At 26.0% G+C, this 19,319-nt stretch carries 14 protein-coding genes; all 14 read right to left on the bottom strand.

What is annotated here, in order from left to right; all coding sequences use genetic code 11:
* Window positions 1-185: 185 nt before the first annotated feature.
* The 14 genes from H3N56_RS11615 to H3N56_RS11550 all read right to left on the bottom strand — a co-directional run bounded on the left by H3N56_RS11615 (window position 186) and on the right by H3N56_RS11550 (window position 19,313).
* Window positions 186-563 (bottom strand): DUF2809 domain-containing protein, encoded by a 378-nt coding sequence (locus tag H3N56_RS11615; protein WP_185881359.1) that lies wholly within the window; start codon window positions 561-563, stop codon window positions 186-188.
* A gap of 54 nt (window positions 564-617) precedes the next feature.
* Window positions 618-2,366 carry a hypothetical protein gene (locus H3N56_RS11610; protein WP_185881358.1) on the bottom strand — a complete coding sequence of 583 codons (1,749 nt, stop codon included), beginning with the start codon at window positions 2,364-2,366 and terminating at the stop codon, window positions 618-620.
* The gene (locus tag H3N56_RS11605; protein WP_185881357.1) at window positions 2,359-3,021 is read right to left on the bottom strand and encodes a hypothetical protein; all 663 of its coding nucleotides are present in this window, start codon (window positions 3,019-3,021) and stop codon (window positions 2,359-2,361) included. The genes H3N56_RS11610 and H3N56_RS11605 overlap by 8 nt, the downstream gene beginning before the upstream one ends.
* Complete coding sequence (locus tag H3N56_RS11600) at window positions 3,018-3,581, bottom strand: CHAP domain-containing protein (RefSeq protein WP_185881356.1); 564 nt, start codon at window positions 3,579-3,581, stop codon at window positions 3,018-3,020. The genes H3N56_RS11605 and H3N56_RS11600 overlap by 4 nt, the downstream gene beginning before the upstream one ends.
* Window positions 3,582-3,590: 9 nt before the next feature.
* Entirely contained in the window at window positions 3,591-5,069 is a 1,479-nt protein-coding gene (locus H3N56_RS11595; RefSeq protein WP_185881355.1) for a hypothetical protein, read from the bottom strand.
* A 30-nt stretch (window positions 5,070-5,099) separates the two neighbouring features.
* The gene (locus H3N56_RS11590; RefSeq protein WP_185881354.1) at window positions 5,100-6,026 is read right to left on the bottom strand and encodes a hypothetical protein; all 927 of its coding nucleotides are present in this window, start codon (window positions 6,024-6,026) and stop codon (window positions 5,100-5,102) included.
* Window position 6,027: 1 nt separating this feature from the next.
* Window positions 6,028-6,525, bottom strand: coding sequence for a DUF2628 domain-containing protein (locus H3N56_RS11585; RefSeq protein ID WP_185881353.1), 498 nt, complete (start codon window positions 6,523-6,525; stop codon window positions 6,028-6,030).
* Window positions 6,518-6,916 carry a hypothetical protein gene (locus tag H3N56_RS11580; protein ID WP_185881352.1) on the bottom strand — a complete coding sequence of 133 codons (399 nt, stop codon included), beginning with the start codon at window positions 6,914-6,916 and terminating at the stop codon, window positions 6,518-6,520. Before H3N56_RS11580 ends, H3N56_RS11585 begins: the two co-directional genes overlap by 8 nt.
* Window positions 6,906-8,600: a toxin-antitoxin system YwqK family antitoxin gene (locus tag H3N56_RS11575; protein ID WP_185881351.1), complete on the bottom strand. Its 1,695-nt coding sequence runs from the start codon at window positions 8,598-8,600 to the stop codon at window positions 6,906-6,908. The genes H3N56_RS11580 and H3N56_RS11575 overlap by 11 nt, the downstream gene beginning before the upstream one ends.
* A gap of 640 nt (window positions 8,601-9,240) precedes the next feature.
* Complete coding sequence (locus H3N56_RS11570) at window positions 9,241-9,810, bottom strand: helix-turn-helix domain-containing protein (protein ID WP_185881350.1); 570 nt, start codon at window positions 9,808-9,810, stop codon at window positions 9,241-9,243.
* A gap of 77 nt (window positions 9,811-9,887) precedes the next feature.
* Window positions 9,888-13,670 (bottom strand): autotransporter outer membrane beta-barrel domain-containing protein, encoded by a 3,783-nt coding sequence (locus tag H3N56_RS11565; RefSeq protein ID WP_185881349.1) that lies wholly within the window; start codon window positions 13,668-13,670, stop codon window positions 9,888-9,890.
* Between the two features lie 329 nt (window positions 13,671-13,999).
* A complete protein-coding gene (locus H3N56_RS11560; RefSeq protein WP_185881348.1) occupies window positions 14,000-15,175 on the bottom strand; it encodes a hypothetical protein in 1,176 nt (391 codons plus the stop codon).
* The gene (locus H3N56_RS11555; protein WP_185881347.1) at window positions 15,175-15,378 is read right to left on the bottom strand and encodes a hypothetical protein; all 204 of its coding nucleotides are present in this window, start codon (window positions 15,376-15,378) and stop codon (window positions 15,175-15,177) included. The genes H3N56_RS11560 and H3N56_RS11555 overlap by 1 nt, the downstream gene beginning before the upstream one ends.
* A gap of 344 nt (window positions 15,379-15,722) precedes the next feature.
* Window positions 15,723-19,313 carry a DUF4280 domain-containing protein gene (locus H3N56_RS11550; protein ID WP_185881346.1) on the bottom strand — a complete coding sequence of 1,197 codons (3,591 nt, stop codon included), beginning with the start codon at window positions 19,311-19,313 and terminating at the stop codon, window positions 15,723-15,725.
* Window positions 19,314-19,319: the final 6 nt, after the last annotated feature.

Genomic DNA, 19,319 nt, shown 5'->3' with positions numbered 1-19,319 from the left:
GTCTCTAATGATAATTTTAATACCGACCCTTTAAAATCGATTTTAAAGCCTTCTAAAAAATAAAACGTCTATTTACAAGTTCGGAAGCCTCTATTTCCATATCGCATAAAGTAGAAAAAATTATTAATAGGAATACTATAATCTGAATATGTAGAAAATAAAAAAAGTTAAAGCTATATATAACTTTAACTTTTTTGTCTTGTTTTGATAATAATTATAACTAAATATGTTAAAAATCCTCCTATAACATAACAAAATATATCGTTAAGATCATAAGTAGTTCCTATGACTATTTGTAATATTTTATTTGTTATCCTTAAAAAATTTAACATTTTAAAATATTGAAATAATTCCACACAAACAGCAAATATAACTATCTTTAGTATTAATTCTCTATAATTATTTTTAAAGAAAATATTTAAAAATGTATAAATCAATGGAATTATTAATATATCTCCCAAATATGGTCTTATATATTGATCCTTAACATATAAGCCTATGTACAACTCTACCATGAATATTACTAAAAACACTATAAAATCTATAAATTTAACTTTCTTCATATTTTTTCCAACTTCCTCCAAAGTAATTTTCTATACATATACAATTTACTTTAACTAAGACGAAGGCCAGTACTGAGGTCCCGATTCCCATAAAATAACTTTTGTTTCATCTTTATATTCACCATTTTCTTTTAATCCACCATCCCAAAAGTAGATCTCGTATGGTCCCTCTAACTTTCCTTTAGCATAACTAAATGATGAGATTATATCCCCTCTAGAAGAATCATAACTTTTCCAAACTCCACTTTTTAATCCATTTTCAAAATATCCACTTTTTACAACTTTTTCTATATTAGGAATAGATTCTGTTATCGATGCTGTCCCTGGAAAATATCCTAAATTAAACTCTTCAAAATACCCATCTTTAACTATATCATCATAAGATTTTATTTTTTCGCTTTTTCTTTTTCCATAAAAAATCTCTTTTATTCCAAAATACTTAAGAGGATCTTCATACCAACGAATCCCATCTTGAGAAGTTTTTCCAGGAGAATAATTTTGAAATACAACAAAGATATCTTTATTGTCAGAACTTTTTAAAGAGTATAGATTTAACTCTTTATTTTCCAATTTTGCATTTAAAAGATTTAGATCTTTAAATTGTGTCAGCGATTCTCTAGCTTTATAGTATTCATAACCCCTTTGAGGATTAATCACTTTATCATATATTAAATAATTCCTTTTATAATGAGTATAATTTACAACTTTTTCTAAAATAGAGTCCTTATAAGTTTTAATTTGAGAAGTCTCTCCATTTTCCTCATAATATTTTATCTCTTCTATTTCATTTTTAGAGTTATAAAATGTTGAAGAAAATGTATGAAGCTCTTCAAATCTTCTAAAAAGAATATCTTTTCTAATTAGTATTCCATTAGCAAAATACTTTTTAATAGGAAGGTAACGTTTTAGATCCTCTGAGTATTCATAAGAGTTCCAAAATCCCCCTTTAATATTGTTTTCATAATTTCCATTCTCATATTTGTTAAAGTACTCTCCATTTTTTATAATGCTTTCACCTGATACCTTTCCTTGAAAAACCTCTTCCAAAGTTATCAATCCAAGTCTTTGAATTTGAAAAAGAAAATAATAATTTCCATCACTAAAGATTACTCCCCTATCGATATTTTTTATAAAAGTTAATTTATCAAGTGAATAGATTTTAAAATATTTCTGAAGATCAAATTTTTCATAATCTTGAGGTATAAGTTCATATTGATAAAGATAAGCTTTGCTATTATACTCATCCTTTCCCACTCGTTTTGAAACATCCCAAATATTGTAGTCATTAAAATTTACAACCTTATAATAAGGCACTAATTCTTCCAACTCTTTTTTAGCTAAACTAGCATTGAAATTTTGAATATTTTCAATTCTTTTATTTAATCTTTGAGATGTAGCAATATTAAGAGTTTTGAAAATATCTATTGTTTTATCATATTGATACTCATCCTCTCCCACGTAGAGATTTCCTAGTGAATATCCTTCCAAAGAGTTTTTATTGTTTTCGTTATAAATAATAAATATCTCTTTGATATTATCTCTATTAATATCATATAGGAAAACACTTTTAACCTTTTTTTTAAAACTCAAAGTATCTAAAACTAGACTTAAATTTTTTTCAGGCATTTCAAAAACTATCTCAAATCTATTTTTATTTTTTTCAAATTTTAAAACACCGTTGATTTTTATCTCTTTATTTTTAAATAATTCTAATTCTAAATCTTTATGAATAGAATTTCCATATAAATTTAGTTGAAATAAAAAAATCATAGGTATTAAAAATTTATAACAAAATTTATTCATATTGCACCGCTGCTTTAAAATAATCTTTTAAAACATCAATATAGTTTTCTGGAATAAGAACATAATTAGTTTTATATAAAATTCTATTCTCATCTATTTTCTCTTCAATGCTAGTTGTTATTGCCCATTTTCCTTTAATAATTCCTATTTCTCCTTTATATATAGTTGGAATACCTGTATTTTCATATGCAACATATAAAGGTCTCATAACTAAACCTGGTTTTAATCTAAAAATAGGGTCTTCTGATTCATATGTGTTTATCTCTAAATTTTTTAAACTTTCTAATATTTTTAAAATAGTATCACATAAATATTTATCAGTAAAAATCTCATATTTCCAAGATATTTTAGTTATTTTCCCCTCTACAGGTATCTTAAAATCCTCTTTTACATATAGTGCATTATCCAAAAAAGATCTGTAAACTATAAAAGTTTCTGTTGGATCTTCAGCACTAAATAGAGAAAATCCATCCCCTTTGGCTATTCTTTTTCCCTCTTTATGCCCTCCTTGGGAGATGATATAAGTATTACTTTTCCAACGAATAGTATCTCCCCAAATTTCAGGAGGATTTTTTTCATAATTAAGATAATTTTTAAAAAAAATGAAGATAATAGTTCCAAATAAAATAAATTTAAATCCACGTTTTTTTTTCATATCTCTTCCTTTGACAATCTTCCTACAATTCTTTTAGAATCTATAACCCATTGCCCTTTTTCATAGTTAAGTTTAATCTTTTCCCTAGTCTTTTTCCATACGTTTTGCTGAATGATTTCCATACTATCTTCTTGAATATCAGATATTATTGCTACATGACCATAAGGATTAAAAATAAATGGTTTAAATATTATTATATCTCCAAGCTGTGGTTTTACTAAACTTGGATTTGAAAATTGAATTAAATCCCTCTTAGTATTGTATTCTCCATCTTTTAAAGTAAGATTATAAAAATCTTTTGCATGTCCGTAAGAATCTGGCATCTGATGATCATAATATTCATAGTAATATCTCTTCATAAATTCAACACATTGATATTTTAATCCTAAATTGTAACCTTCTTTTGAAAGATTTCTTTCTAAGGATTTAGTTGGAAATTCATTAAAAAAAACTTTGACATTATTAAAGCTATCTAACTCTTTTCCAATATCTTTTTCCGTTATTCTATAAATAAATACCGCTCCTATAAACAATATAAAACAAAATATTAATTTTTTCATTAATCTCTCCTAAATATCTTCAGTTATCTCTAATTTATTTTTTATAAACCAATATTTATACAGATATGCAAAAAATAAATATAGATATAGTAGAGTTATTAAAATGTAAAGTTTAAATATCACTCTTAAATTTTCGAACTCCTTTTCACCAAAATCTTTTTTAGAGACATCTAGTGTTATTACTTCAGTCATTTTATTTTTCTTCGTTATAATCCCTGTTGTGTTAAACTCTGTTCCGTTTATAAATTTTAAAATTTGTTTTGAATTTCTTTTTAATAAATCGTAACTGATATCTCCATTTGAAAGACTATAGTAACGCCTTGTATTTTCAGGTGTCAAATCTATTTTAAACATAAAATCATTTTTTCTAATCTCTCTATCTTCTGTTAAAAACTCAATCTCTTTTTCATAAAAATTATAGATGTCAGCTATTTGAATAACGCTTTCATTTCTCAAAGGATATAGTGGAAGCCCTTTAAGGAGAGTCATTATCTTATTATCTTCACGGGAATTTTCCTTTCTTAAAATATAGATTATTCCTGTAGATTCATCTAACATAGCCTGAATATTTTGTAAAATTAATTTATCCCCTATTTCAAAATCTGAAAAACTATACTCTTTGCTTCTCTCAGTAACTATCTCTTTTCTAGTATCTCTATGTAATCCATCACTATAGATTCTAAAAGATTTAAATGAAAAAATTAAGCAAACTACTAACGTTAATAAAATAGATATTTCAATACATCTATTACGAGCAAATATAGTAGTTAATTTTCCATTGGTTATAATATCATCTATTGAAAAAGTTGGAAAATATTCCACTTTACATAGTTTATTGTCAATTTTATATAGTTTTGAAAAAATTATGCCTTTTAAATTAAAAATAATGGCACATCCTACAACACACAAAGTAAATATAGTTGTTAGTTTTGAAAAGGGATTAAAAAAAGCAACAAACAAAAGTATAAAAGATAGAATAAGGTTGCTAAAAATTGGATCTAATTTATCTCTTTCACTTGGAAAACTTTCAATCTCTTTAACATAATCTAAAATATTAAATCCATTTATCTCAATAACATAAAAACTACCTAAAGCAACAACTCCTTTTAAAGTTGTAACTTCATTCTCTTTTAAAAAAAACTTATCCTTATTTATAAAGTAAGTATTAAAAATATTTATTTTCCAATCGTTAACATAATCAAAAGAATATGTGTACTTAATCCCATAGTTCCCACGAAAACTTCTATCTTTTTTCTTAACCTCTCCCTCTAAAATAGTTACAAATCCCTTGCTTTTTAATAAAAATATATTTTTATAAACTCCACCTAACATTAGTAAATCTTTTTTAGACAAAATCTCTTTGGTCTCTTTAATACTCTCTAACTTTTCCTTAGTCATTGGTTCAGAATAAAAGCTATCATAAACATAACATAGATAGCACAAAATAATAAAAAATATAATTATTGTAATTATTAAAATCTCTCCCATTTCTCCTCGCTTTTATATATTGTTATTTATTTAATTATGAGATTTATAATATTTTTTATATAGCTCATTCTCTTCCTCTTCACTTAAAATGCATTGATAAATAATATCTCCCTTTTCAGAATATTTAACCTCTTTTGATCCTGTTCTTATATCTTCACTATAAGTATCCATTATTTCATAAACCAATCTATTATTTTTTAAATTTTGAGTTTTTATCCATATTCCACTTTCAAGATTATTGGTACCATTAGTATCAAAAAAAATTGGAGAATTATATTTTAGAAAGTGAACTATCTTGAGGTCCTTTGAATATTCATATTCTTCTTTTAAAAATATATTTAAAGCTATATTGTTAGAAATTTTAATCAATATTTTTGCATCAGAATTATAATAAATTAAAGATTCTAATTTCCCATTTTTCCATACTTCGTTCGTTTGTATCTCTTTAGATGAATAATATGTTTTTTTTATTCCATCTAACTTTCCATCTTTCCAATTTGAAAGCTCTTTAATATTTCCATCTTCATAATACTCATAATATTCGTCTATATAGTTTCCATTTTTTAAAGTATACTCGAATCTTTTTTTATCAGTATAAAGTGGTTTTATTCTCCTTCTGCCAACCCACTCAACCCTAAACTCATCCTCGTAGTATTTGATAAATTTTCCATTATTAGCTTTATAATCTTTATATACATCCATAGGAAAAAGAACAGTATCATATATAAACGAGGATATTCTATCCACCATATATATAGGAATTGCTAAAGGTCCTAATGTCATTCCAAGTACAATATATAAAGTTCCCTCTGTACTATTACTATTCATTTTGAAATTAAGAGAGGGATATATTCCTATATATCCCTCTCTCCTTTTAATCTTAGATGTAAAAGATGTTGAGAATATAAAAATAGCTATGCAAACCCCTATTATTAATTTTTTATTTGAGATTTTCATACTAATCCTTTAATAAAAGCATTAAAATAAATCCAGTTATTCCTGCAATAGCCATTGGCATTAAAACGCCTAAAATAAATCCATATAAAATCCCTATTTTCGAAATCCCTATTTTTCCATTTTCATTAATAATTCTTTTTTTTAAAGATAAAAAGTAAAAATAATTCCCAAAAATTCCTATTAATCCTGTTAATCCATAGTTAAAGCCTTTAATAATTGCTTCAGGAATAAAAGTTCCAGAAATAAAAAGTTCGAATAACATTAGTAAATTTCCTAACAATGCAATTAAACATCCGAGGATAAAAACTTCAAAATACATTTGTCTATACCCCATCCACAAAGGACCTAGAAATAGAGCACAGTAATTAATCTTGTTTTTGGATCCTTTAAAAATATTTAGATAATACTCTCCTTTTTTATCAATATACTTTAATAATTTTTCTTCATTGTTTTCTAAAAACTCTTCATTTTTCTGGTTTGATTTTATATAATTAGTCATCTATACTCTCCTTTTTCTGAAACTGCCCATATTTATTATAATATTTTATTTCTATAGGATTATATTTTTTTATAATTTCATCGCCTCCAAATAATAAATCTTTATATTCAACTTTATAAACTTTCACTATAAAAGAATTATCTTCTAGATATGTAAATAACTCCCTTATATAATTATCTTCATCGTAATCATTAAGTTCTTGATATACTAAATCTCCAGAATTATTGTATATAAATTTTTCAATAACTCTATTTTTAACATCAAAATCCAAACTATAATCTAACTTCCCATTCTCTTTAAAAAAATTAGAAAATGTTAATTTGCCATCTTCATCATATCCATATTCTTCTTTCATATTCCCGTTGGGATAATAACTTATACTATTTTTCATATTCTATTAATTCTCCTTCTTCTGAATAAAAATTAGGATTTTCTATCCAAGAGATATCATTATGATTATAATTATCGTCGTAAATATAATATCCCTCTTCTTTTATCCTTCCATTGGGATAATAACTTATAAATCTATATACATTTTCATCTGATAAATAAATTGTAGTATTATCTAAAATTTTATTAAGATAGGTTTGTGTATTTATAAACTTTCCGACCTCTGAATAGTTTGTCACTATTTTTAAAGACTTATTTTGATTAAGTGTTAGTAACTCTCCTATCCAATAAAATACATTTTTATCTTTAAAGAAAGTTCCCTTTTGTGTCAGGATTTCATTTTCATCATAACGCTCTACTGAATATTTATTTTCTCCAACTATTTTCTGTTTTTTTCTTAAATTTCCACTCTCATAGTAAGAAATATCTAATATTTCATATCCTCTAATAATATTGTATGAATAGTCTTCTTGATTATGTTCACAAAGAGCATCCTCCCATTGAATATAGCTCTTTATTTCTCCTGATTTATAGAATGATTTTGAGTAGTTTAAGTACGAATATCCGTCAATTAAATCATACTTACTAATTGATTGTAACTCTCCTGTTTCATAAAACCATTGGGATATTCCAACTCTTAATCGATTTTTATAAGCTAATTTAGCATATAAATTTCCATTTTCATAATAAAGTAATGAATTATTTATTGGGGCATTATTAGAATAATATGTCTCATCCTGTAGTTGACCAGATTTATAATATTTAAAAAACTTTCCACAACGTTTACCATCTTCTAAATCTACGATACATTCTATTTGACCATTATCGTAATAACTTTTAAATTCACAATTTTCTTTTCCTAGAATATAAAAACTATCAGTTTTTATAACTCCATTTTTGTAGTAGTCTTTATACTCTCCATCTATTAAGTTATTAACATATGAACAAATCTTTTTTAGCTGACCATTTTCATAAAAAGTCCATCCCATTCCTTCATACTCATTGTTGAGATTAAGAGTTCCAACATTCATAATATTTCCATTAGGGTAGTAATCGATAACTTTTGAAAACTTCTTAAATCTATATGATTTACTTTTCAATTCTCCTGTTTCATAAAACTCTATTGTTTGAGTTGAATTCATCAGAAATTTTAAACTTCCATCTTCATAATAATACTTAGAAGTTCCAACTATCTCTCCATCTTTATACTCTTGCTCTTCTAATAAAATATCTTTTTCATTGTAAAGAAAACGAGAGCCATTTTTTACAAATTCAAAATTTTCGATACCGTACTCCTTTAAAGCTGGGTTAATAACAAGGGTATTATATCCACTAGAAGTTACAACTCTCTGAGATATTAAGTTATTTGTTTCATTTTCAAAAACTTCAATTTTTATTATACTTTTATCACTTATATTAAAAGTTATATCTTCATAGGAAGCCTCATTAAAAATGCTTCTAATGACTCCTGTATTTTCTAAAAAAAACTCCCAATATTCTAAAGCGTATTCATCATCTAGATAATACTCTTTGCAGCTACAGTCATTTTCATCTCTATCCATAAAACTATTATAGGAAATATTTAAATACTCTACCTCAACGTCATTACTCAAGTAATATATTGAAAAATATCCTTCTCCATTATCTAACTCATAATTTTTAAAAAACATATTATTTTTCTTCAACTTCTCCCCTCTCTTGAATTCGATACCACAATTCATCTATAAAAAATGGAGATTTTACTTTTTCTACCACATTTTCTATAATAGTCATATCGATCTGATCTTTCTCAACTATTTTTTTACTGTCTCCTGTATTTAAATATAAATTTTTAATATTATAATTTTCTATTGTCGCTACTAATTGTTCACCGCCATCTGAAATAAAAATTTCTTTAGGAACTTCGTTATTATCAAAATTAATTTTAATTTGAAGTCCAAGTTCTTTAGAAACTGATTTATAAGTTTTTATTTTATTATCTTTTATATTAACTGCTTCAATACTATAAAAATTATTTTTTAGGATTATGTTTTTATCTTCAAATATAATTTGTGAAGCATTGACTATAAATATAAATAAAAAATATAAGGATATTAAAATAATTTTATTTATGGTTACTCCCCCTTTTGTCTATATAACTTATTTTATAATTTATTTCTCTTTTTAACAATCCCTAGCACTAGACATTTTTTAGTGTATAACTGACATCCTGCATATCTTTATTAAAGAAATCTGACATTCAGTTTTCTGTATAAATTTATGGATCTTTTGAATGATTGAAGATATTTAATTTTTTTCAACTTTTATAATAGATATTATAAAAAGTCACATTTCTAATGTAAACTCTTTAAATACTTCTATATATTTTCTTTCATTTTTAATTTTTATTTTTTCTGATTTGCTATTTAAAAAATATAAATTTAATATTTTAATATTGTTTTCAATAAATATTGTATAATATCCTTCTGCTTCTGATTTTTTTAATTTTTCATTTTCTAATATTAAGAATCTTTGAGTTCTAAGTTTTATTGAATTGGATTTTTTTTTTAAATCTCTTTCAAGAATTTCAACTATTCGTATAACTATATCTAGTTGCTCTATATTAAACTTTACAGGATGGACTTTTAATTCAGCTCCTATAGAAATTTCTTCAATCACGTTCCATACTTCGTCCAAAGAAAAAGCTTTTTTATATAAATATCCTTTTATTTCTACTTTTAATTTATCAGCAATAAGTAAAAGTGTTTCGAATTCTAATTTATTAGCTTCATTTTCTGCTCTATGAATAGTTTTTTCAGATACATTGCAAATTTCTGCTAATTCTCTTTGTGTAATTTTTTTTATATTTCTAGCCCATTTTAATTTATCTTGAATTAAAATAAATTCTGCTTTCATTCCCCCTCCTATTAAAATAAATATATTTAATAAAAATAGAAGGAGCATGTATTACTACAAGTCCCTTCTATTTTTAATTAAAATTTATATCCCAATCCTATTGTTGCACTTGCATTTCTGTTATAATCTTTTGCAAATTCCATACTTACACCTGCTGTATATATCATTCCACTTGTTTGTTCTAATTCTAAGTTATATGCTACTTTTCCTGATGTTCTTGGTAGTTCTACTCCTTGAATATCAAATTTGTTTCCATCTTTTGAATTTCCTAGAACGTATCCATTTAATTCTTTAGATTTATCTCCGATAGTATTTATTAGCCCAAATGAGAATATATTTTTTAATTTCCCTTGTTGTAAATACACATTTTTGATTAAGTCAATTCCTAATTCTAAATCTGCTGTATTACTATTTGCTTTATCTACCGCTATTGATAATTGTCCTGGAGTATATCCTTCATTTACACTGTCTTGCTCGATGTAGTAGTAACTTAATCTAGCTTTTGGCTCTAGTGTCCAGTTATCATTTCCTTCGATTGAGTATTTTACTTCAGCAAAAGCATTTAGTGAGTTGATATCATATTTATCGCTTGTCTTAAACGAGTCATACATATTTGATACAGATCTATCCGCGTCAGCTGCTGTATATTGATATCCTAATCCTGCCATTAATTTAAAGTTATTAATATCTGTTTTTGCAAACGTTCCCAAATATAATGAGTTTCCTTTTATTTTACTTGATCCCTTGAAGTTAATATCTTGATTATTTCCTCCGATTACTCCACCTATTGAAGTTTTATCTGATAGTCCGTATTCAAATGTAGCTAATCCTCCAGAAGTACTAGTCGTAGTTTTGTAGTTTCTATGTCCTGTATCAAATCCGTAGTAATTTTTTCCTGAAGAAGCATTATCATTCTTAACACCAGTATAGATTCCTTTTCCTTGAATTATCCATTCATTTTCTTTTGGTTTGATTGTTAGATAAGACATGTTGTCTTCAAATAGCTTTAAACTATCTCTAGAAGACTTTAAAGTATACGCATAAGGATTATTAGCGTAAATTTGGTCAAGTATCGTTAATAACCCTCCTAGAGATTCTTCGTATGTTTTATCTTCTAAAAGAGTAGTGTTAGCTAAAGCGCCTATTTCTCCAGCAGTTACTGTAGACTGATATACTTTATTTAGTTTTTCATAAAGTAATGAATCTATTACTGTTGGAGGAGTAATAGGTGGCTCTGGATTTATTGGAGGTAACGGAATATCTTCAAATACAGATATTTTTATATTGTCATCTTCTAATAAAACGGCATTTAAGACTAATGAATTTGTTCTTAGTTTATTAGATGCCTCATCATATGCTGTATCTATATTTTTATCTATTAATGTCCCGTTTGTTGCAATAATAGCTCCTTCTCCTAGTCCATTTAATCCAATTATTAAATTTCCTCCTACTGCAGTTATATCTCCTGAATGGTCATATAAAGCATGGCCTTTTATATTTCCATTTCCATCTTTATCTAAAGGATTTACTCTTAAAGTTAAATTCCCATTTTCAATATTTATATTTCCTTCGGTTACTTTAGCTGTTTCAAATAATGTTATATTTCCATTTGTATTTATTTCTTCAAATCCATTTATTTCATGAAAAATATTTAAAGTCGATGTAGATTTTGATATTAGCTTTTCTCCTAAATTTAAAATATCAGTTCCTAATCCTCCATCTAAATTTCCATTGATTTGAACTGTATTTGAAAGAGTTAACTCATCATTACCATCATCTAAATTAATCGAACCATTTACTATAGATTCTCCTAATATACTAGCTACATTATCTCCTATACTTCCTTTAATAACTGTAACATCATTTTTTAGTCCACCACCATTAAAAATAGTGTCAGTTGCCGTTAGTTGTGAAAGATTTTCCAAGTATACTGCTGTGTTGTATCCATTAATTATGCTACTATCGACAGAAGTTCCTCCTCTAACTATTAGAGCTCCTTTAGTAATCCCGGCACCATTTATTATATTATTAATATAGTGATTTCCATTAGATGTAATATAGCTATCTTTTGATAAATTAGCTGTATCTGTTTCAAATCCATTTATATCATATCTTTGTCCATTTATTATAGTTTTTCCATCTAAAGTAACACCATCTACTCCGTTTTCTATATTAATAACATTCCCAATAGAATCTATTTTTATTTCAATTCCTTTTTTAGTAAAAGAGTTTGTGTCTGCAATGGTTTGTCCTGCTAAAATTCCATTATTAATAAATCCACTTAATTTTCCATAAGAAATTTTTATAGCTTGTTTAGAAGCCTTTATAATCCCTAGGTTATCTATAGTTTTAATATCACCATTAAAACTAAATATACCATTTCCAGATGGCCATTCTTTAGAAGAAGAGGAAAATCCACTTATTACACCTCTATTTTCTATGTCTCCTATATTTCCTGTCTTTCCATAATTAGAAATACCATTTCCTACTCCCCATCCTGAAGAAGATGAATGAGAAAAAGATCCACTTATTATTCCTACATTTGATATATTCCCTATATTACTATTTCCTTCACTAGAATTAGAAATACCATTTCCTGAATATGACGTATAAGTGGAACTTGTAGAAATAGCTCCACTTATTAATCCTTTGTTAGCTATATTTCCAATATTACTTTCATTATCACCTGCGTTATAAATACCATTTCCTGAATATGACGTTATCGAAGAGCCTGTAGAAAGAGTATTTCCTTGTATAATACCTCTATTTGATATATTCCCTATACTTGAACTTCCACTCCCATCATTGCTACTACCCTTATTCAAAATACCATTTCCTGAATATCCTCCTAATGGAAGAGGAGAAATTATAATATTAGAAGAAAATCCATTTATAACTCCATTGTTTTTTAATTCTTTTATCGCAGAAACATCACTTTTAGTAGAATCATAATTGATATTAAAATTTGTGATTCCATTTCCCATAAATGATTGTGAAGAATTAAAAGTACTTCCTTTGACAACTCCATTGTTTATTATATTTTTTATACTACTTCCTTTTTCACTAGAATTATAAACACCACTTCCAAAGAAATTCCCTTCAAGAACTCCATAATTTTCTATATTCCCTATATTACTATTTCCTTCACTAGAATTAAAAATACCATTCCCTGAATAAGATACCCCAGCCTCAATATCTGCAGCTCCACTTATAATCCCTGTATTTTTTATATTCCCTAAATTGCTATTTCCCTCACTATAATTAAAAATACCATTCCCTGAATAAGCTCCCGCAGATTTAAAATTTGTAGCTCCACTTATAATACCTTTATTTGATATATTCCCTATATTACTATTTCTTCTGCTATAATTGAAAATACCATTCCCTGAAAAAATTCCTTCAGAAGAAACACTACTTATTACTCCATTATTAAGTATTTCTCCTATGTTACTATCTCCAATTTTATTATAATTGAAGAGTCCGTTACCCAAATAATTTGAAGATGATGATACTTCTATAACTTTATTATTTATTATGTTAATATCATTTTTCTCTAAAACTATTCCATTTTCTTCAGATTTTATTATAACTTCTTCATTGATATAATACTCTGTTACATTTATTCCAGCATCAGCACTTCCTACTATAACTCCATTATTTTTTATTTCTGATACTTTTGTACTATCAAATTTATTATAAATTCCAATAGCATTTGTTCTTATAGTCCCCTCATTTTGTAGCTTATTTGACTTTATAAATTCTTTACTTTCGGCAATGTATTCATCATTAAAAAAATCTTCCGAATAAGTTATTCCTCCTGTAATTAAAAATGCCATTAATAATATCTTTTTTTCTTTCATTGTCTCCCCCTCTTCTTTAACAATTTAATTTTCTTATAACTCAAAAAAATTAATAAATCTATATTCTTTAAATGATAACATGTATTCGTAAGAATCTCCAAAATATATGTATCGTAGATTATATAACTTCAACTATTAAGAAGTGGTTTAATTAGATTGACGGAGATAATAAACATACCATGTATCCTATCACTATGTTCGTATGATATCATCATGACTAATAATACTAAACCTTTAAAATATATTTTTCAAAATCATTTTTATAAAACTTGGAAAGAAATCAAGCATAAATTAGTTTATCCACAGTTTAAAGTTTGAGACCTTTGATATTACTTAATTAAATTCATTGTTTTTATTTCTCCATTTTTATCAACAATTGATGTTGCTCCTTGGATTGTAACATCTCCAAACGCTTCTTTTCCGTTCCATTTCTTTGCTCTTTCGAAATTAGCTTGTGCATTTATTTTTTTAACTTCTATTTCAATTCTTTCTTTTTCAATAACTAACATTTCTCTTTCTACTGAAATAACTTTGGCTTTTTCTCTTGCTATATCAACCTCATTTTTAGCTTTTGCTAATGCTTGTAAGTTTATTTCCTCTTGCTTTAATCTTTCTATCTCAGCTTTTTTTTTCTCTGATTCGGCTTGTAATTCTACAGCTCTCGCTCTAGCCATAGCTTGTTGCTCTTCAACTTTTCTCTTTGTTTCAGCTTCTGTTGTTCTTACTTTTGCTTCCACTATTGTTTTTTCATGCTGTGCTTCCAGTTGTGCTTTCTCATTTATAGCTTCTTGTATTCTTCTATCCGACCATGTTATTGTGTCAGATGAATTAAATGTAAGAATTGTTATTCCATCTTTTGCAAATCTTTCTTTTGTAGCTATCTCTACTTTTTGAATTATTTCTGTTTTCTTTGGTTGGATTTCAAAAGTTGGATATTTTGAAAACTCCGCTGCTAGGGCTCCTTGAATAAATGGTTTTACAGTTTTTTCTAACACTGTTTCTAATGGGATTGATTGGACTTTAACATCTTTCAAGTTTGAATTAGGATCTATTCCGTAAATTGATAAATATGTGTCTGTATTCGATATTTTAGCTGATAATGTTATTCCAGTATGAAATTCTGCTCCATTCGAACTTTCCGCTTTAAAAGAATCATCGTTCTTATTAGAACCTTTATTTAAATCAGCCACCCAGTCTTTAGAAACTATAGTTTGAGAAACAACTATTATTTTCTTTTCTGGGAGTTTTCTTGAATTTATAAAAGGAATTGCTCCTGTACTAATCCTTTTATAAGGTACTATTATCATTTTTGACGAAGATTTTACTTTTGACCAATCTTCTCTTGTGTTATCAAATTTCTGAGTTGTATCACTTTTTTCCACAGCAAAGTTATTAACTTCGTACGCTACTTCTGAGGGTTTTATATCAACAACCTCTTTTGTGTTACATCCTGTTAATAATAACATTGAAACTAATGTTAAATTTAGTAATAATTTTTTGTTCACTATCTTTCATCTCCTTGTAGTATATTTATAAAAATAAATATTAGTATAATCATCAATAAATAATAGATGTTATCTACTGTTTGATTTATTTTTATTTCTGTCCATGTTAAATTTAAAACATTTTGATTTCCTGTATAAAATTGCTTTAATGTTGTCATAAAAGCTCCTATTAAAGCAACCAGAACCAATTTTAATAATTTCATTTGATTATTACCTACTTTTTTATTTTTATGCTCTTTTAGCAACTAATAGATTATATACAATAGGATGCTAAGACAATCCCGATAGGTTTAACCCTATGATTATACTGAGCCATGATATAAGACTATCACATATAAATTGAATTGTTAATTTTACTACGAAAATCACTCTAATCATTTCGATAGAAGTATTGTTTTATAATATTTCTATCAAGTAATTAAATGATAAAAAAGAATTGTAATTACCAGTATTATTAAAAATATTCGAAATGATATTTTTTCAATTTTCCTTTCATTTTATTTTTGGCTATTTTTCTAATCTCCTTATTTTTCATTTCTTCATTATTCTATTTGCTTTTCCAATATCCTATACCTTTTTTTGGTTTTATCTCTCCACCTACAGAGCATTTAATTGAACTACAGTCAAGTAGTACTGCTCCTCCTTTTATTGTAAATGTTTTACTTATATTTTCCCATTTACCTATTATAGCTAATGGACAAGGTGGATTAAACGGAAGATTCGTACAATTCCCAAATGGTAAAATATTTATATTTGGAATATTATCTTTTTCTGTTGCTGTAAATTTGCCCCTCATTGACAAATTGCTTTGTGAAGTTACTTTTAAATTACTTTCATCTGTTCCATAACTACACTTTAATATAACGTCACCTACTATTGGACTTGCTGTTGGTTCTTCTATAATTTCTTGAGATTCTTTGCTTAATTTCTGCAATGGAATTTCAAGAACTCTTCCTAAAAGTTTATCACTTGATGCTAAACAATAACCAAATGCTTCATTTTTATATATCCCCTTTGTTATGTTCCCAATAATTAATTTTTTATCTCCAAATTCATTTGTAAATATTTGAGTATATTTATCTAAATCTTCTATTTTTAAACATTCTGTTATAAGTTTAAAATGTGGGTAATAAATATCGATAGAGTCTCTTTTAGAATAATACTTCATTATATCTAAAAGTTTTGCCTTATAATTTATTTCATTGAAATCATATAACTTCGCTTCATCTTCAAATTTATTTTCCAGTTTTTTTAAACCAATACTTAACTCATCATAATTATTTTTAGTTAATCTATCTTGGAAAATACTTCTTAATACACTACCTTTATATTCTGGAGTTAATTGATTGTATAGATTAAAGCCCTTTGTTAATACCATTCCATCTTCTTCTGATGTTCCACATAAAAATTCTATTTCCGATACTCTCCAGTTATTTTCTTTTTCCTCTTTTTTTTCTAAGCTATATTCCAATTTTTCTAATAAGTGTTTTTCTTTTTTATTTAGATAGCCAATTCCAAATGTTGTTTTGTTTTTAACATAATTTGTATATTTTTCTTGTAAGAATTTAAATAATTCTAAAAGTCTATACATGTTTTCACTGTAAATTTTAGAAGTACTTGTTTCTGTTTCTTCATAATATAGACCATATTTTTTATCTGCTTCTGCAAAGCTTAGAATTTCAGCGACATAAAATTCTAGGTTAAGTTCTATTCTTGGAGGAGCTTCTCCATTTATGTTTTGAAAATTTATAACTTTAATATCATTAAAATCAATTGCTGGTGAGTATTTTGTTAAAATATTATTCTTTTGAAATTCTTCCTTTCTTGGAAAAAATCTTACTTTTTCTATTGAAGAAAAAGTTCCACCCGCGTAATTTAATTGATATTTATAATCATACATTTTGTTTTTTAATGTAATTATTTCATCTTCTTTTATTTTATAAATGGAAATATCACTAAGATCTTTATTCCCTAAAATGATATATTCTTTCATTATTTTTAATGTGGAATAGTTTAGATTATTTACTAAAAATGATAAAGTTAAATAATTTTTTAAAGATTTTATTTCAATTTCTTCAGGAATGTTATTGCTGTTTAATACTTGAGCTAGCTTTCCAGAAGCAAAAGAAGTAAACTTTTTAAATTGAATATTTAAATCCTTTTCTAACTTAATAACTAGAGGATTTGTTAAATTTAAAACTTTTCCTAAAATTTTATTTGATTCAAAATATGGATATTCTATTCGGCTTCTAGGAATTCCTGTAACCATTCCTGTTACAGTTACCTCTTTTGAAAATTTTTCAATTATATTATTTTTTTCCAGTTCATTAAATATTAGTTCAATACTTTTTTCATAATTTTTCTGATCAGTATATCTACTTATCACTCCTAGTAAGGTACTTAAAACAAATGCTGTAAATGTCAACATTCCAGCTGGTGATCCTATTCCAATTACAAGATATGCCAAAGCTTCTGCTACTATTGGTATTTGGTCTAATTTTTCTTTACCTAAAAGACTAAAACTCAACATTTCTACACTTGTTGTATGATTTTTATTTGATATCATAAATATATCTCTAGGAGTTAAATCAACTAATGTTCCCATGTTTAAAGGTTTTTTGATAAAAAACCCTTTACAAGTTATATTTAAATTAAAAACTTTAGAATGATCTACATTATCAAATTTAGCTAAAACTTGATACAGACTCGCTAATTTACCTGCATTTTCAACTCCTGTTAATATTAATTCTGCACCACTCGGAATTTCAAATTTTTTTACTAATTGTTGAACTAATATTTCTAACTGAAAAATTTCTTTTGGAATTTTTCCAGTATTTAAACTCTCATTTAAGTTTTTACCTAATTGCTGTGTATTTTTTATAACTAAAGAATATATATTTGTATTTTTTTTCTTTAATAAAAGACAAGAAACACCCTCTTCTACTAAATCAATAGTTTGATTAAATCCAAAAACAGATAAATCATAGCTTGTTAGTAAGTTTTTTTCTTCGTGTTCTTTATGATTATTTATAGTTTTGTCTGTTGTATTTTTTCCCATAGTTAAATAATCTTTTGTATTTTTATATGTTAGACTTGTTTCTATTACAAATCGAGCTGTAATTTTTAATAATTTAGTATAATCTATTGAACCATTTAATAAGTTATTAATTACCTCATCATCCAAATTTAAACGTTTTAAAAAAGCCATATTATCCAAAAGATAAAGATGAGAGTCCTTTAATTTCTCTGTTATTTTTGATGTCATTTCAGATTTTCCCGATAAATAAGTCGATCCAACTCTAAATAATGAACTACCTATTATTTTCAATACCGTTAATTGCATCTTTTTACTTTTGTTTTCTAAAATTTCACTTCTAGTTGGAAATTCTTCTATAGTATTTTCTAGGACTTTATCACAATAAAACCCTAATTGTTCTAGTGCATCTCTCTCTTCTTTTGAACTAGTTTCTTCGATATTTTCCTTTAAAATTTTATTAACTTTTGTTGCTTCATTTTTCGATTCTTTATCTTGTTTTCTAAGTACTTCGTATAAATCTTTAGCTAATTCATAGTTATCATAATGTTGGAGTACTTCCCATTCATTTATAAATTTATGGGGTTCTTTGTTTTCACAATCTTGATATCTTAAATACCTTTCCAAAACATATGGAGCTCCTTTTCCTAGATGTCCCTTCGAAATATCACTTTCATCAAAATAAAAGTATTCTGTCTCTTTATTTTTTTCTTTTGAATAAAAAGCTCCTAAAATATTATCTTTTATTGGAGTATATTTTTTATTGATCTCCTCCTCTGTTTCTTCTAGCAATTTTAATTCAACTTCTAAATTTTCAATAGTTTCTTTTTTGTTTCCTGATTTTTTTTCTTCTCTTAAAGTCATAAGTATTTTATTTTTAGTAAATTGATTACTTTTTAATTGAAGGTATACTTTTTTTGCTTCAGTATTAAAACTTTTTATTTCTTCATCTAATAATGAATAAATTGTATGATTTACATCTTTTTTTATTTCTTCTTTTGTTTCTATATCCGCTTTTTCAATTTCATATGTTAATTTAGCATATTCCATTTTTAAGTTAGTTAAATTACAAAAAGTCAATAATTCTTTGTCCGTTATTTTCATTTACCC

Origin of the sequence: Cetobacterium sp. 2A, assembly GCF_014250685.1 — a bacterium.
In the GTDB taxonomy this organism is placed as follows: domain Bacteria; phylum Fusobacteriota; class Fusobacteriia; order Fusobacteriales; family Fusobacteriaceae; genus Cetobacterium.
Note: the sequence above shows the minus strand (reverse complement) of the source record. Positions and strands in the feature narration are given on the sequence as shown.

Excerpts from the sequence above, each read along its gene's own strand:
- H3N56_RS11615 (WP_185881359.1), bottom strand. The coding sequence starts at position 563 with ATGAAGAAAGTTAAATTTATAGATTTTATAGTGTTTTTAGTAATATTC.
- H3N56_RS11610 (WP_185881358.1), bottom strand. The coding sequence starts at position 2,366 with ATGAATAAATTTTGTTATAAATTTTTAATACCTATGATTTTTTTATTT.
- H3N56_RS11605 (WP_185881357.1), bottom strand. The coding sequence starts at position 3,021 with ATGAAAAAAAAACGTGGATTTAAATTTATTTTATTTGGAACTATTATC.
- H3N56_RS11600 (WP_185881356.1), bottom strand. The coding sequence starts at position 3,581 with ATGAAAAAATTAATATTTTGTTTTATATTGTTTATAGGAGCGGTATTT.
- H3N56_RS11595 (WP_185881355.1), bottom strand. The coding sequence starts at position 5,069 with ATGGGAGAGATTTTAATAATTACAATAATTATATTTTTTATTATTTTG.
- H3N56_RS11590 (WP_185881354.1), bottom strand. The coding sequence starts at position 6,026 with ATGAAAATCTCAAATAAAAAATTAATAATAGGGGTTTGCATAGCTATT.
- H3N56_RS11585 (WP_185881353.1), bottom strand. The coding sequence starts at position 6,525 with ATGACTAATTATATAAAATCAAACCAGAAAAATGAAGAGTTTTTAGAA.
- H3N56_RS11580 (WP_185881352.1), bottom strand. The coding sequence starts at position 6,916 with ATGAAAAATAGTATAAGTTATTATCCCAACGGGAATATGAAAGAAGAA.
- H3N56_RS11570 (WP_185881350.1), bottom strand. The coding sequence starts at position 9,810 with ATGAAAGCAGAATTTATTTTAATTCAAGATAAATTAAAATGGGCTAGA.
- H3N56_RS11565 (WP_185881349.1), bottom strand. The coding sequence starts at position 13,670 with ATGAAAGAAAAAAAGATATTATTAATGGCATTTTTAATTACAGGAGGA.
- H3N56_RS11555 (WP_185881347.1), bottom strand. The coding sequence starts at position 15,378 with ATGAAATTATTAAAATTGGTTCTGGTTGCTTTAATAGGAGCTTTTATG.
- H3N56_RS11550 (WP_185881346.1), bottom strand. The coding sequence starts at position 19,313 with ATGAAAATAACGGACAAAGAATTATTGACTTTTTGTAATTTAACTAAC.